11 protein-coding genes are annotated in these 14,949 nt (G+C 66.4%); 8 read left to right on the top strand and 3 right to left on the bottom strand.

Going from position 1 to position 14,949, the window contains the following annotated elements; translation table 11 throughout:
- Nucleotides 1-151 precede the first annotated feature (151 nt).
- A complete protein-coding gene (locus tag OKW41_RS45715) occupies nt 152-397 on the top strand; it encodes a hypothetical protein (protein ID WP_090803648.1) in 246 nt (81 codons plus the stop codon).
- Between the two features lie 318 nt (nt 398-715).
- Here OKW41_RS45715 and OKW41_RS45720 read toward each other — a convergent pair whose 3' ends face one another.
- Entirely contained in the window at nt 716-868 is a 153-nt protein-coding gene (locus tag OKW41_RS45720) for a DUF3096 domain-containing protein (RefSeq protein WP_013088853.1), read from the bottom strand.
- A gap of 267 nt (nt 869-1,135) precedes the next feature.
- On the opposite strand from OKW41_RS45720, the gene OKW41_RS45725 reads away from it, so the two are divergent.
- Nucleotides 1,136-2,527 carry a lactonase family protein gene (locus tag OKW41_RS45725; RefSeq protein ID WP_429576454.1) on the top strand — a complete coding sequence of 464 codons (1,392 nt, stop codon included), beginning with the start codon at nt 1,136-1,138 and terminating at the stop codon, nt 2,525-2,527.
- A 104-nt stretch (nt 2,528-2,631) separates the two neighbouring features.
- Here the strand turns inward: OKW41_RS45725 and OKW41_RS45730 are convergent, their stop codons facing one another.
- Together OKW41_RS45730 and OKW41_RS45735 are read right to left on the bottom strand one after the other, a co-directional pair.
- Nucleotides 2,632-6,708 (bottom strand): DNA translocase FtsK, encoded by a 4,077-nt coding sequence (locus OKW41_RS45730; protein ID WP_429576455.1) that lies wholly within the window; start codon nt 6,706-6,708, stop codon nt 2,632-2,634.
- A 112-nt stretch (nt 6,709-6,820) separates the two neighbouring features.
- Complete coding sequence (locus tag OKW41_RS45735; protein ID WP_184065657.1) at nt 6,821-7,357, bottom strand: META domain-containing protein; 537 nt, start codon at nt 7,355-7,357, stop codon at nt 6,821-6,823.
- A 258-nt stretch (nt 7,358-7,615) separates the two neighbouring features.
- Here OKW41_RS45735 and purT point away from each other — a divergent pair, with 258 nt between their 5' ends.
- The 6 genes from purT (at nt 7,616) to OKW41_RS45765 (ending at nt 14,879) form a co-directional block, all read left to right on the top strand.
- Nucleotides 7,616-8,830, top strand: a complete 1,215-nt coding sequence (purT, locus tag OKW41_RS45740; RefSeq protein WP_429576456.1) for a formate-dependent phosphoribosylglycinamide formyltransferase — start codon at nt 7,616-7,618, stop codon at nt 8,828-8,830.
- A 107-nt stretch (nt 8,831-8,937) separates the two neighbouring features.
- Complete coding sequence (locus OKW41_RS45745) at nt 8,938-9,150, top strand: DUF6726 family protein (protein ID WP_184045813.1); 213 nt, start codon at nt 8,938-8,940, stop codon at nt 9,148-9,150.
- 114 nt (nt 9,151-9,264) lie between these two features.
- Nucleotides 9,265-9,648, top strand: coding sequence for an MliC family protein (locus OKW41_RS45750; RefSeq protein ID WP_429576457.1), 384 nt, complete (start codon nt 9,265-9,267; stop codon nt 9,646-9,648).
- Nucleotides 9,649-9,905: 257 nt separating this feature from the next.
- Nucleotides 9,906-11,558, top strand: coding sequence for an acetolactate synthase large subunit (locus OKW41_RS45755; RefSeq protein ID WP_429576458.1), 1,653 nt, complete (start codon nt 9,906-9,908; stop codon nt 11,556-11,558).
- A gap of 32 nt (nt 11,559-11,590) precedes the next feature.
- Nucleotides 11,591-13,027 (top strand): aldehyde dehydrogenase family protein, encoded by a 1,437-nt coding sequence (locus OKW41_RS45760; protein ID WP_429576459.1) that lies wholly within the window; start codon nt 11,591-11,593, stop codon nt 13,025-13,027.
- Between the two features lie 385 nt (nt 13,028-13,412).
- Nucleotides 13,413-14,879, top strand: a complete 1,467-nt coding sequence (locus OKW41_RS45765) for a DEAD/DEAH box helicase (protein WP_429576460.1) — start codon at nt 13,413-13,415, stop codon at nt 14,877-14,879.
- Nucleotides 14,880-14,949 lie beyond the last annotated feature (70 nt).

Consider the following 14,949-nt stretch of genomic DNA (forward strand, 5'->3'; position numbering starts at 1 on the left):
TGGTTCACCGCACAGTGCGGCAAAACGCGGGTTGGAAAATTGTCAAATCCATGCATACAATCAAATTTCATGCCGATGTCCGGCGAGCTGCCGGACTGCGAATCGGCCTTGCTCATGGCGCATGCAGACGCCGTTTCCGAGGACGAAAGCCATGCTGAACCCTTCGAAATCCGATTGCATCACGATTCTCTCGGCCGCCAGCCAGCTTGCCGGCGACTCCATGCTGCCACTCGATCATGGCCGGCTCGGCCTGAGCCGCAACGGCATGCTGGCTGCCGCCTCCTTCCTGGTCGAGCGGGCCTGCTTCCGGCGCTATCAGCAGGATGCCGATCATTATGCGGTCGGCGCGCTGTCGTTGCAGGGGCGCCTGCGGCTCGAACAGCTGGCGAACGGTTGAGCGGTAGGGCCGAGCGTTCGTAGCGCAGGTTCCTGGCGTATCCGCGCCGGTCATTCGCCGCATCCCTTCGTACCGCGCCTTCGCATTTCCTATCCGTATCTTCACGCCGCGTCGCGTCAGGTCGATCGCTCGCGTGGCGCGGGCGGTCGCGCGCGTCCATCTTGCGCGCGATGCCCGCTTCCCGCATATATCATGGCGTGACATTTGCCGCGCTCTCACACGGGCGAGTGGCGCTGGCACTCAGCGAACCTTCTCTTCGTGCGAAACCACCTCGATACCGGACACAAATCTCACGCCCGGCGTCGCGGCGCCTGTCGCTCACAGATGCGACGAGCCCACGCCGAAGATCCCGATGATGCCGATGATGATCAGGTAAAGCGCGACGATGTAGTTCAACAGGCGCGGCATGATCAGGATCAGGATGCCGGCGATCAGCGAAACGAGCGGACCCAGGCTGAGAGTGACGTTCATGGAGACTCCGTGGTTGAGACGCGTGATGCGCGATTGAGAAAACGATTGAAAAACGTCCCGCCGCGCGGGACCCAAGCCGCTGGCGCAGACCGTGCCGCAGCGGCGGATTCACTGCATGATCCGACCTGACGCTCTTATACTGACTTCGACAACAACAACATGGAACGACGCTCGATTCGCGGCGCGGCAGACCAGACACCGTTACAACCGCTCGTACCCCGGCTCATACGCGAGCCCGTACCAGACAACCGTTGTCGAGGAGGTCTCATGCTTCACAGTCGCCGTGCCGTCGGGCGTATTGCCGTGCGCCCAGTTCCGACTTCCGTTTTTACTTCTGTTCTTGCCAGTGTTGCCTTTCAGGGTTCCCGTCCGCGTGGCGCTCCCCGCGCCGCTCCATCTGCCGCGGATTGCACGGTGGAAAGCACCGCCCGGCGCGCAACGCGGCCAGCGCCGTTGCTAGCCGCCCGTTCGATAATAAGAGGTTTCGCGCTCATGGTTTCGATTGTTGCTTCGCACGCGTATGCGCAAGATTCTGGCCCGGTCCCCACGGACGGCGTCTATACGATGCTGGTCGGTACTTACACCAGCGGCAAGAGCGAGGGCATCTACGTCTTTCGCTTCGATACGAAGACCGGCGCGGCGACCCAGGTGTCGGTCGCGCAGACGGTCAATCCGTCGTTTCTGGTCGTGAGCCGCGACCGCCGCTTCGTCTATTCGGTCAACGAACTGCCCGGTGACAACGGCCCGGCCACGCAGCGCGGCGGCATCAGCGCGTTCGGCTTCGATGCCGCGCGCGGGCAGCTGACGTTTCTGAACAAGGTGTCGTCGGACGGCAATGATCCGTGCTATCTGAGCATCTCGGCGGACGGCAAGTATCTGCTGAGCGCGAACTATTCGGTCGCGCCCGATCCGGGCGGCAGTTTCGCGGTGTTTCCGCTGCAGGCGAACGGCCAGGTCGGCACCTCGGTGCAGACCGTGCATCACGAGGGCGGCGGTCCGGTGAAAGGGCGGCAGGACAACTCGCACGTGCATTCGACGGTGTTCTCGCCTGACGGCCGCTATCTGTTCGCGCAGGACCTCGGCGCCGACAAGCTGTACTCGTACCGCTACGCGCCGCAGAGCAGCGCCGGCGCGGGTCCATTCATCGCGACGGACTGGGGCTACACGCAGCAGAAGGCCGGCACGGGTCCGCGCCATCTGATCTTTGGCGCGGACGGCAAGCACGCGTATCTGACGAGCGAACTCGCGGCGACCGTCAGCACGTTCGACTACCACGACGGCAGGCTGAAGCTCGTGCAGACACTGCCATTGAGCGAGCCTGACTTCAAGGGGAAGGTGGGCGCGGCGGCGATCCATATGTCGCCGGACGGACGCTTCGTGTATGCGTCCAATCGCGGCGACGCGAACGAGATCGTGATCTTCTCGGTCGATCCCTCCACTGGACACCTGAAGCAGATCGGCCGGCAGTCGAGCCTCGGCAAATCGCCGCGCGAGTTCGCCATCGATCCGACCGGTAACTGGCTGATCGTCGGCAATCAACTGAGCGACACGGTCTATGTGTTCAAGCGCGATCCGCAGACGGGGCTGCTCGATCCGAATCCGAAGCAGCATTTCGATCTCGGCTCGCCGGTCGACTTCAAGCTGGTATCACCGTCGTGATGCGCGGCACGCGCGGGTAAATGAAAAACGGACAGCTCACATCCTGAGGCTGTCCGTTTTTTCTTCCGGATCATCGCCGACCCGGTTAGCGATTCACCGGGCGCTCATTCCGCCGGCCCCGGCGCCAGCACTTCGCGGCTGCCGTTGATGCTCATCGCCGACACGAGGCCGGCCGTCTCCATCTGCTCGACGAGCCGCGCCGCGCGGTTATAGCCGATGCGCAACTGCCGCTGCACTGACGAGATCGACGCGCGCCGCGTGCGTACGACGAACGCGACCGCTTCGTCGTACAGCGGATCGGCTTCCGCATCCGGCGCTTCGCCGAACAGGTCCTGGGCCGCGCCGCCATCGGCGGCCGGGCCGTCGAGAATGCCTTCCTCGTATTGTGGCTCGCCGAACTGCTTCAGATATTCGACGATCGCATGCACTTCCTCATCGGCGACGAACGCGCCGTGCACGCGCTGCGGGTAGCCGGTGCCCGGCGGCAGGAACAGCATGTCGCCCTGGCCGAGCAGCGACTCGGCGCCCATCTGGTCGAGAATCGTGCGCGAGTCGATCTTCGACGACACCTGGAACGCGACGCGCGTCGGAATGTTCGCCTTGATGAGACCGGTGATGACGTCGACGGACGGCCGCTGCGTCGCGAGGATCAGGTGGATGCCGGCCGCGCGCGCCTTCTGCGCCAGCCGCGCGATCAGCTCCTCGATTTTCTTGCCGGCGACCATCATCAGGTCGGCGAGCTCGTCGATCACGACGACGATCAGCGGCAGCGGCGCCAGCGGCTCGGGCGCATCGGGCGTCAGCGAGAACGGGTTGCCGAGCTTCTTGCCCTTCGCCTCGGTGTCGCGGATCTTCTGGTTGAAGCCGGCGAGATTGCGCACGCCGACGGCCGACATCAGCCGGTAGCGCTTTTCCATTTCGCCGACGCACCAGTTCAGCGCGTTGGCCGCGAGCTTCATGTCGGTGACGACCGGCGCGAGCAGATGCGGAATCCCTTCGTAAACCGAAAGTTCGAGCATCTTCGGGTCGATCATGATCAGGCGCACTTCCTCTGGCGTCGCCTTGAACAGCAGCGAGCAGATCATCGCGTTGATCGCGACCGATTTGCCCGAGCCGGTCGTGCCGGCCACCAGCATGTGCGGCGCCTTCGCGAGATCGGCGACGACTGGATGGCCGGTGATGTCCTTGCCCATCGCAAGCGTGAGTCGCGAGTGCGAGTTCTGGTAGACGCTCGCCTCGAGAATTTCCGAGAGGCGGATCGTTTGGCGCTTCGCGTTCGGCAGTTCGAGGCCCATGCAGGTCTTGCCCGGAATCGTTTCGACCACGCGGATAGACGTGAGACCGAGACCGCGCGACAGGTCCTTCATCAGACCGACGATCTGGCTGCCGCGCACGCCGAGCGCCGGTTCGACTTCGAAGCGTGTGATGACCGGACCCGCCGATGCGCCGACCACCATCACCGGCACCTTGAATTCCTGCAGGCGCTGCTCGATCAGCAGGCCGGTTTCGCGGAGCATTTCATCCGAGATCGGTTCGATGTTCGCATCGGCGGGGGCGAGCAGATCGAGCGTCGGTAGTTCGACCATCGATGCGGCCGGCGCGTGGAACTCGAAGCCGTTGACCGGCGCGTGGCCGCGCAGCGGTGGGCGGCCGGCGGGCTCGGTAGCGGGTTGGTCGGCGGATTGGGCCTGCGGTTGCGGTGTTAGCGCGGGTGAAGACGACGGAGCGGGCGACGGAGCGGGCAACGGTTCGACGGCCGGCGTGTTCGCGACAGGCGTTGCGCTTGCGCCGACCGAAGGCTCGATGCTGGTCGCCGGCGCGGCAGAGCCCGGGAAACGGACTACGTTCGAGACGACGGCCGGTGCGGTTGCCGGCATAGCGAGGTTCGCCGCACTCGTCGAAGTCGACGACGGCGAGTCGTTTGCGGGGGTGTTCGCGGGCTCGTTCACAGCGGGCAGGGCAGGGGCTTGCGACGTCGCGGGCTCACCTGACTGCGCACGTTCGCTCGCGAGTTCCGAGACCGTCGCGCCGGACCACGGCGGCACGCTTGCGCTCGACGGCGCGGCGGCCTCCGTCTGCGGCGAGTCCGCTGACGCGGCCGCGCGGTGAGCCGCGGCGGGGCCGAGCTTGCTCTCCCAAGGCACGAGCGTCTTGTCGATGACGATTTCGGCTGCCGGAGCCAGCGCTTGCGGAGGCGTCGCGGTGTCGGCGGTGGCCGGTTCGACGGTTCGCGCGGATTCCTCCCTCTGCGATGCCGGGACGCTGGTGTTTGTCGCTGTCTGCGTCGAATCGTTTTGGACCGCCGGTGCGTCTTCTTGCGAAGCATCGTCCCGTAGGCTGGCTGCGAAGCGCTCGAATGGCGTCGCCGTCGGCGACTCATGTTGCGGCGCGCTTGCGGCGGGTTCGGTGGCGGCAGGCTCAGCCACAGCGGATGCCGATGGCTCGACAACCGCGGATTCGACAGCCGCAGCAGCCACGTCGGCCATCGACTCGATTGCAGTCGTCGTCTGCGGCGCAGCCGTAAGCGGCGCATGAATGACGGGCGGTTCGGTCGGCCATTGCGCAACCGCTTCGTTGCCGCCCTCGACCGACGTCTCGGACTCGGCCACCGCACGCTCAGCCGGCAACTCGACCGATGCGGTTTCTTGCTGCGACTGCGCCGGCGACACCATCCGCGCCGAACTCTCCACGCTCTGCGCCTGCGGCGCCGCAACCGTCTCGCCGTTTTCGACAGGTAGCACGTCCCGCTGCGCCGGTGGCACATCGAACGTCGTCGACGCACGCTCTGCATCGCCAATCTTCGCGCTATCGGCGCCACGGCTGCGCGCCAGGCTCACGCCGGCGATGTCGGTCCAGCGCGCGGCGTTTTCCGCGATGCTGCGCAGCGTTTCCTCGACGCTCGCGGGCGGCGCGACCGTCGACGCGTTCGTCGTCGTTCGCGTGAAGTTCGATGTAGGCCGGTGCACGGTCGACGGCGAGGTCACGCTGTTGGCGCGCGAAGCGGCCGGGAACGGTTGACGCGGCGTCGCGCCGCGATTGAGCGGCGCGCTGCCGTCGGCCGGACGTGACAGCGACGACGGGCGGCTTGCGTGGCCCGCGGCATTCATCGATCCCGCTGTGATGCCGATACCGGCGCCCGAGGCGGCGGCGCGGCCCCCCATTGCCTGTGCCGCTCGCGCCGACACGCCGGCCGCGTTGGCGGCCGTCGCCGCCAACGCGGCACTGGAGCCGAACGACGCGGCCGCACGCTGATCTCCGACCGAGCGCCGCCCGACCTGCGCAGCACCATCACGAGCCGACATGCCCGATTCGGCCGATGCACCCGCCGCACCCAGCGATGCCGCCGCCGTGGCCGCGCGCGGCTCCGTGCTGCGCAACCAGCCGGTCGGCGCAACCGGCTCGGTCGGCACGAATGGTGCGGCGGATCTGTTCGCAGCCTTGTCCGCATGCAGCGCCTGCGTTGCCGTCGACGTTGCCGGGCGCGGCGACGCGCTCGACCCCGTGCGTAGCACCGGCTCGGTCAGCTTGACTTGCCCGCGCGCCGCGTCAGCGGCCGCATCGGCTCGCCAGCTTGCGCCGGCGCCACGGGCGGAAGCGTCCTTGCTAACCGCGATGCCAGCCGCCGCCGTGCCGGAAGCAGCGGCGGAGCCCGCGCCGCGCCCGCTCGCGGGCGGACGCCACACCGTCGGCCGCGCGTAGCGACCCTTGCTATTGCGCGGCGCCATCGTGTTGGTAGCAGGCGACACATGCGACGGCGCGCCGTCGTCGACGTTGCGGTGGCGGCGCGCATCCTCGTCGCGCTTCGCGAGTCCCCGCGACAGACCGAGGCCGAACGCGCCGTCGGCCCAAACGGCGACGTCGCTCCAGCGGAAGTCGACGAGCCACGGCAGGCTGATCACGAGCAGCGCGAGCGCCGCGAGCGGCGTGCCGACATGGCCGAGCAGATGTCCAAGCCCCGCGGCGAGCGCATGACCGAAACCATTGATGCCGGCGATGCCGATCAGCGAGCCCTCGAGCGTGCAACTCGCGATCAGCACGCAGACGAAGCCGAGCCACAGCCGGATCGTGCCGGGGCCGCGCAGACCCGCGCCGCCCGGCAGCATCGACTTGACGAGGCGCCACAAAAGAGGAATGAACCAGACGGCCGACCCGCCGAACCAGCCGAAAACTACCGTGTGCATACCAGACATCTACGAATGACGGAGCGCGCGCAAGCGCAATCCGTCGAGTTTAAACGGCGCAGCGCGCGGCTTCGAAGGCCGGCGCGAATCCCGAACGCGGCGCAAACTCGCATCACTTGTCGCTGCGATCGAACATCAGGGTGTCGCCGTTGTCGAGGATCAGCTGCATCTGCTGCGGCGCTCGCATCTGCACGCCGGTGCGATCGATGCGCTCGAGCGCGTCGAGGAACGGCTTCTCGATGTCGCCGCCCGGCGAGACGCACGCCATGCGTGTGCCGGCGAGGGAACCGAAGCTCAGCTTGCCGTCCTTCAGCATGTACGAACCCATGAAGCGGTTGCAGCCGGAAAAGCCGCTCGCGTGACGCCGGCCGCCTTCGGTCGACAACGTCAGCGTGAGCGGCTTCTGATCCTCCGACGGCACCGCGCGCGCCGTGCCGTCGGCGTTCTTCCACGAGCTCAGCACCCAGCTGGTGTCGTCGAGCAGTTGCGCGGCGGCGGGATTAAACGGATCAGGCGGCGGCGCCGACGAGTCCGGATGCTTCGGGATCGCGCAGGCACCGAGCAGCGCGGCGATGCTCAACGCGGCGACGGCCGTGCGCAGGCACGGAATGATGCGCGCAAGAGGTCGCGGGCGGGAGCGGATGAGCATGGCGTCGTTCCTGTTCAAACTGGCGAAGGCGTAAGGGTAACGTACTAAGCTTGTCGTGCGCGAGCGGTGCTCGCGGTGACGTGATCGCGGCTGCGAACGTCGACGCGGCGGCACGGTTCCGCTCGACCGCCACGGCCTCGCGAGCGCACCCAAAGCGCACCCTGAGCGCACCCTGAGCGCCGCGCGGCAAGGGGCCCGCATGTTAACATCGCGGTCTATCCAATCCCACCCTCATCCCGACTTTTATCTGGAGTTCCCATGCAGATCGGCCAACGGATCGGCACGCCCCTTTCTGAATCCGCGACGCGCGTGATGCTGCTCGGCGCCGGCGAGCTCGGCAAGGAAGTGATCATCGCGCTGCAACGGCTGGGCGTCGAAGTGATCGCCGTCGACCGTTACCCGAACGCGCCGGGCCATCAGGTCGCGCATCGCGCGCATGTGATCGACATGACCGACCGCGCCGCGCTGCGCGCGCTGATCGAGCAGGAGCGCCCGCATCTGATCGTCCCCGAAATCGAGGCGATCGCCACCGACGAACTCGCCGCGATCGAAACCGAGGCGCTCGCCGAGGTGATCCCGACCGCGCGTGCCACCCAACTGACGATGAACCGCGAAGGCATCCGCCGCCTCGCTGCGGAAGAGCTAGGCCTCGCGACCTCGCCGTACGCATTCGCCGATTCGCTCGACGAGCTGCGCGCGGGCATCGCGAAGGTCGGCTATCCGTGCGTCGTGAAACCGGTGATGTCGTCGTCGGGCAAGGGACAGTCGGTGCTGCGCAGCGACGCCGACGTCGAACCCGCCTGGCAGTACGCGATGGCGGGCGGCCGCGTGAATTTCGGGCGCGTGATCGTCGAGGGTTTCATCGACTTCGAATACGAAATCACGCAGCTCACCGTGCGCGCGATCGACCCGGCGAGCGGCGCGGTCGGCACGTATTTCTGCGATCCGATCGGCCACGTGCAGATCGCGGGCGACTATGTCGAATCGTGGCAGCCGCAGCCGATGAGCCCGCTCGCGCTCGAGCGTTCGCGCGAGATCGCGCACAAGGTGACGGCGGCGCTCGGCGGCCGCGGCCTGTTTGGTGTGGAACTTTTCGTGCGCGGCGACGACGTATGGTTTTCGGAAGTCAGCCCGCGTCCGCATGACACGGGGCTCGTCACGCTGTGCTCGCAGCGCTTCTCGGAGTTCGAACTGCATGCGCGCGCGATCCTCGGCCTGCCGGTCGATACGTCGCCGCGTGCGCCGGGCGCGTCGGCGGTGATCTACGGCGGTCGCGACGAGGCCGGCATCGCGTTCGAAGGCGTCGCGGCCGCACTTGCGGTGCCCAATGCGGATCTGCGCCTGTTCGGAAAGCCGGAAAGCTTCGTCAAACGTCGCATGGGCGTCGCGCTCGCGACCGGCGAGAACATCGAGCAAGCGCGCTCGCGTGCCAGGCAGGCGGCGGCCGCGGTGCGGCCGGTGTCGGCGAAGTAACGGACAGGCGGCGAGGCGCAGCGCAAAAGTGTGCGGGACGCACACGAAAGGGCCCACCGCATTCGTTTCCGGCTTATCGAAGCAAAGAGATCGGAGTAGAGGATCGTATGGCGCTTGAATCGCGCAGCAATCCATGGCGCGGCGCGCTTCGCCGGGTCGGCGCACTCGGCGTGGCGTTCGCGCTGTGCGCCGGCATCAGCGGCTGCGGGCTCGCGGCCGCGCCGTGCCGGATCGCTTCGGCGGGACTGAAGATCGTGCCGGTGGTCGGCCACGTCGCCGCAGCGCCGACCGATGCGTGTGCCGACGTGATCGATCCTTGAAGCGTCGTTGAGCTGTCCGTGAATCGCCCATGAGCTGCCTGTGACTCGGCCGTGACCGGCGTCGCTGCCGGTGTTGCCTTCCCTGCCTGACCCCCGCAACAATCGAGGTGTTCGATGAAGACATGGCGTGTTGCAATCCTCACGACGGCAGCATGGATGGTGGCCTGGCTGGCAGCATCTTCCGGCGGCGCATCGGCCGCGCCATTGCAGTTCAAGCACATCGAGGGCAAGAACCACCAGACGCGCAAATACACCTGCGCGACCGGCAAGATCCTGCAAGTCACCTACTGGAACGCGCAGAACGGCCAGAGCTTCGCCGTGCTGCCGGTGAAAGGCGCGTCGATGCTGTTCGTCAACACGATCTCGGGGTCCGGTGCGAAGTACCAGGCCGGCAGCTACACCTGGTGGACCAAGGGTCCCCGCGCCAACCTGTACGACCTGATGAGCGGCGAGAACGCGCCGCCGATTCTCTCCGACTGCGTGACCGTGATTCGCTGATTTGCTGATCGGCGGACACATGCACCTCATGCGGCGGCTTCATCCCCTACCGCCGCCTGCTTCTTCTCGCGCCTGGCTTCCTGTCCCCCGCGCCGCCTCGTGCGCTCGCGCGCATCGTTTCCGTTCGAGTAGTAAGCTGTCCGGCAGGGCGTTCGCCATGCCGTTTGCCATGCCGCGCGCGCGGTGCGGTGTTTCGCGCGCAGCCGTCGTTGTCGTCTTCGATTGTCCGTTCCCCGAGTCATCAAGCGAGACCCTCAATGAAAGCATCGGACCTGTTCGTCAAATCGCTGGAAGCCGAAGGTGTCGAGTATGTGTTTGGCATCCCCGGTGAAGAAAATCTCGATCTGCTGGAGTCGCTGCGCCGCTCGAAAATCCGTCTGATCCTCACGCGCCACGAGCAGGCGGCCGGCTTCATGGCCGCCACCTACGGGCGGCTCACCGGCCGCACGGGAGTATGTCTGGCGACGCTCGGCCCCGGCGCGACCAACTTCGTGACCGCGGCCGCCTACGCGCAGCTGGGCGGCATGCCGATGCTGATGGTCACGGGCCAGAAGCCGATCAAGTCGAGCAAGCAGGGGCACTTCCAGATCGTCGACGTGGTGCGGATGATGGAGCCGCTGACGAAATACACACGGCAGATCGTGTCGATCGGCAATATTCCGGCGACGGTGCGCGAGGCGGTGCGCCGCGCCGAGGAAGAGCGTCCGGGCGCGACGCATCTGGAATTGCCCGAGGACGTCGCGCACGAGGAGGGCGACGGCAAGCCGATTCCGAAGAGCTACAGCCGCCGTCCGGTCGCCGAGGAGAAGGCGGTCGCGCGCGCGGTCGAGGCGATCACCGCCGCGAAGCATCCGCTGCTGATGATTGGTGCGGGCGGCAACCGCAAAACCACGACGAAGATGCTGCGCGAGTTCGTCGACCAGATCGGCATTCCGTTTTTCACCACGCAGATGGGCAAGGGCGTGATCGACGAATCGCATCCTATGTGGCTCGGCAACGCGACGCTCTCCGACGGCGACTTCGTGCACCGCGCGATCGAACTCGCGGACTGCATCATCAACGTCGGTCACGACGTGATCGAAAAGCCGCCGTTCTTCATGCGCAGCGGCGAGGCGGGTGAAAAGACCGTGATCCACGTGAACTTCCTGGGCGCCGAAGTCGATCCGGTGTATTTCCCGCAGATCGAAGTGGTCGGCGATATCGCCAACGCGGTGTGGCAACTCAAGGAGAGCCTGAAGACGCGTCAGGAGCACTGGGACTTCACGCGCTTCAAGGAGATCAAGGAGCACTTCGAGGCGCATCTGATGAAAGGCCAGCACGACGATCGCTTCCCGATGTACCCGGTGCGGATCGTCAACGACGTGTACGAGACCACGCCGGTCGACGGCATCGTGTGTCTGGATAACGGCATGTACAAGATCTGGTTCGCGCGCTACTACCGCGCGCACGAGCCGAATTCGCTGCTGCTCGACAACGCGTTGGCGTCGATGGGCGCGGGGCTGCCGTCGGCGATCGCGAGCAAGATCGTGCATCCCGAGCGCAAGGTGATCGCCGTGTGCGGCGACGGCGGCTTCATGATGAACTCGCAGGAGCTCGAAACGGCGGTGCGGCTGAAGCTCGATCTGGTGATCCTGATTCTGCGCGACGACGCGTTCGGCATGATCCGTTGGAAGCAGGAGAACATGAACTTCCCGGACTACGGCATGACGCTTGCGAACCCGGATTTCGTCGCCTATGCGCAGAGTTATGGCGCCCAGGGGCATAGGATCGAGGCGGCCGAGCAGTTCGCGCCGCTGTTGCGCGAGTGCTTCGCGACGCCGGGCGTGCACGTGATCGACCTGCCGATCGACTATTCGGACAACGAGCGCGTGCTCAATCGCGAGATCAAGCGGCTGTCCGCGCGGCTTTGAGCATCCGTGCATCGAATCAAGGAGAGTGCGACATGTTGCAGACAACCTATCCGTACTACCTCGCCAACGAGCCGGTGGCCGCCAACACCGATCTCGAAGTCACCGACAAATTCAGCGGCGAAGTCGCCACGCGCGTCGCGATGGCCGACGCGGCCGCGATCGACAAGGCGATCGGCCACGCAGTCGATGCGATGCCCGCCATGCGCGCCTACCCGCCGTTCAAGCGCCAGGCGGTGCTCGAACATTGCGTCAAGCGCTTTCGCGAGCGCTACGATGAACTCGCGCTCGCGCTGTGCATCGAGGCGGGCAAGCCGATCAACGATTCGAAGGGCGAAGTCACGCGCCTGATCGATACGTTCAAGGTCGCCGCGGAGGAGAGCGTGCGGATCGACGGCGAGATCATCAATCTGCAGATTTCGCCGCGCGCGAACGGGTATCACGGCTATGTGAAGCGCGTGCCGATCGGGCCGTGCTCGTTCATCTCGCCGTTCAATTTTCCGTTGAACCTGACCGCGCACAAGGTCGCGCCGGCGATCGCGGCCGGCGTGCCGTTCGTGCTGAAGCCGGCGAGCCGCACACCGGTCGGTGCGCTGATCATGGGCGAAATTCTCGCGGAAACCGATCTGCCGAAGGGCGCGTTCTCGATTTTGCCCGCGCATCGCGACGGCGCCGACCTGTTCACGACCGACGAGCGCTTCAAGCTGCTGTCGTTCACCGGGTCGCCCGCGGTCGGCTGGGAGTTGAAGCGCAAAGCCGGCAAGAAGAAGGTGATTCTGGAGCTGGGCGGCAACGCGGCGGCGATCGTAGACGCTGACCAGGGCGGCAAGCTCGACTACGTGGTCGACCGGCTCGCGTTCGGCGCGTTCTATCAGTCGGGGCAGAGCTGCATCGGCGTGCAGCGGATTCTCGCGCACACGAGCGTCTACGACGCGCTGCGCGAGAAGCTGATCGCGAAGACGAAGTCGCTCGTGATGGGCGATCCGAAGAACGAGAAGACCTTCGTCGGGCCGATGATCTCCGAATCGGAAGCGAAGCGGCTCGCTGGCTGGATGGAGGGGGCGGTGCAGGGGGGCGCGCAGATCGTCGCGGGCGGCAAGGTCGACGGCGCGATGTTCGAGGCGACGCTGCTGGAAGGCGTGAAGCGCGACACCGATCTGTATCGCAAGGAGGCGTTCGGGCCGGTTGCGATACTCGAGCGCTTCGACGATTTCGAGGCGGCGCTCGCGCAGGTCAACGACAGCGACTTCGGCCTGCAGGCCGGCGTGTTCACCGATTCGCTCGCGCATGCGCATCGCGCATGGGATGCGCTCGAAGTGGGCGGCGTCGTGATCAACGACGTGCCGTCGTTCCGTGTCGACAACATGCCGTATGGCGGCGTCAAGGATTCGGGGCTCGGGCGCGAGGGCGTGCGCTACGCGATCGAGGATATGACCGAACTGCGGCTGATGGTGATGCGCGAGACGTGGTGAAGGGATCGATCTGACGTGAGCGGGGGCGGGGCGGCGGTTCGCAATGGGGCCAGTGCGGCGCGGCGCGGCTGGCTGATGCCGCCGGTCGCCCGCAGCCGGGCGCCCGCCAAAGCGCCCGGCTGTCACGCCACTGTCGTTTGTGCGCACTACGCTTCGACCGAAACGACGGCCGGGAGCCGCCAGTCGGCTGTCACGAGCGTTTTTGCTGAAGTGCTACAATGCTCGGCTTTCGGCGGGTGTTTCCGCCAGCCGGAGCCGGCCGCATTAACCGAACTCAAACGGGTCTCGCGCGGAACGACATGGCTCCACCTTCATTATGATGCCCTCCGCGGTCCCGACCGCTGCTGCGCGCATCGCGCCACGCGCATTTTTAGCGAAAGCCACCATGTCCGACACAGCCGTCACGCCCAGTACCGAGACTTTTGATCAATTCGGCCTCGCGCCCGACATCCTGAAAGCCGTCAAGGAATCGGGCTATACGTCGCCCACGCCGATCCAGGCTCAGGCGATCCCGGTCGTACTGGCAGGCCGTGACGTGATGGGCGCCGCGCAGACCGGCACCGGCAAGACCGCGAGCTTCTCGCTGCCGATCATCCAGCGTCTGCTGCCGCAGGCCAGTACGAGCGCGTCGCCGGCGCGCCATCCGGTCCGCGCGCTGATCCTCACGCCGACCCGCGAACTCGCCGACCAGGTCGCCGCGAACGTGCAGGCGTACGCGAAGCACACGGCGCTGCGCAGCGCGGTCGTGTTCGGTGGCGTCGATATGAATCCGCAGTCCGACCAGTTGCGCCGCGGCGTTGAAATCCTGATCGCGACGCCAGGTCGTCTGCTCGATCACGTGCAGCAGAAAACCGCGAACCTGGGCCAGGTGCAGATGCTCGTGCTCGACGAAGCCGACCGCATGCTCGACATGGGCTTCCTGCCCGACCTGCAGCGCATCCTGAACCTGCTGCCGAAAGAGCGCCAGACGCTGCTGTTCTCCGCGACGTTCTCGGGCGAAATCAAGAAGCTCGCCGCGACGTATCTGCGCAACCCGCAGACCATCGAAGTCGCGCGCAGCAACTCGACCGCGACCAATGTCACGCAGATCGTCTACGAAGTCGCCGAGGGCGACAAGACCGGCGCGGTCGTGCAGCTGATCCGCGAGCGTGGCCTGAAGCAGGTGCTCGTGTTCTGCAACAGCAAGATCGGCGCGAGCCGGCTCGCGCGCAGCCTCGAACGCGACGGCGTGGTCGCGACCGCGATTCACGGCGACCGCACGCAGAGCGAGCGCATGCAGGCGCTCGAGGCGTTCAAGCGCGGCGAAGTCGAGGCGCTCGTCGCGACGGATGTCGCCGCGCGCGGTCTCGACATCGTCGAACTGCCGACCGTGATCAACTTCGACCTGCCGTTCAACGCCGAAGACTACGTGCACCGGATCGGCCGCACGGGCCGCGCGGGTGCATCGGGCGACGCGCTGTCGCTGTGCAGCCCGAACGAGCGCAAGCAACTGGCCGACATCGAGAAGCTGATCAAGCGTCCGCTCGACTTGCAGCGCCTGACCGTCGAGGCGCCGGCGCGCCATCATCACGAGGACCGTCCGCCGCGCCGCGATCGCAGCGAATCGCGCGACGAGCGCAGCCGCCGTCGCACGGGCGGGGCGTCGGGTTCGTATGACCGTCCGCATCATCATCGCGCGCAACCGGTCGACGATTTCTTCCTGAAGCCGTACGAGCCGTCGCCGGCATCGGTGCGCAAGATCGAGGAGACGGCCGCGTCGAACTCCGCGCCGCAAAAGACGGCGCCGAAGCGGCAGCTGGCCGCGTTGCTCGGTGGCTTCGGAATGCCGAGGAAGACGCCTTCGTCGTCGTAAGACGGGCTGTCGGGTTCAGAGCTCGGGGTGCAACGCCTCGAGCGTAAAAACGGTGGGGCCGCGCGGTTCG

The sequence above is a fragment of the Paraburkholderia sp. UCT70 genome, from assembly GCF_050434085.1.
Taxonomy (GTDB): domain Bacteria; phylum Pseudomonadota; class Gammaproteobacteria; order Burkholderiales; family Burkholderiaceae; genus Paraburkholderia; species Paraburkholderia tuberum.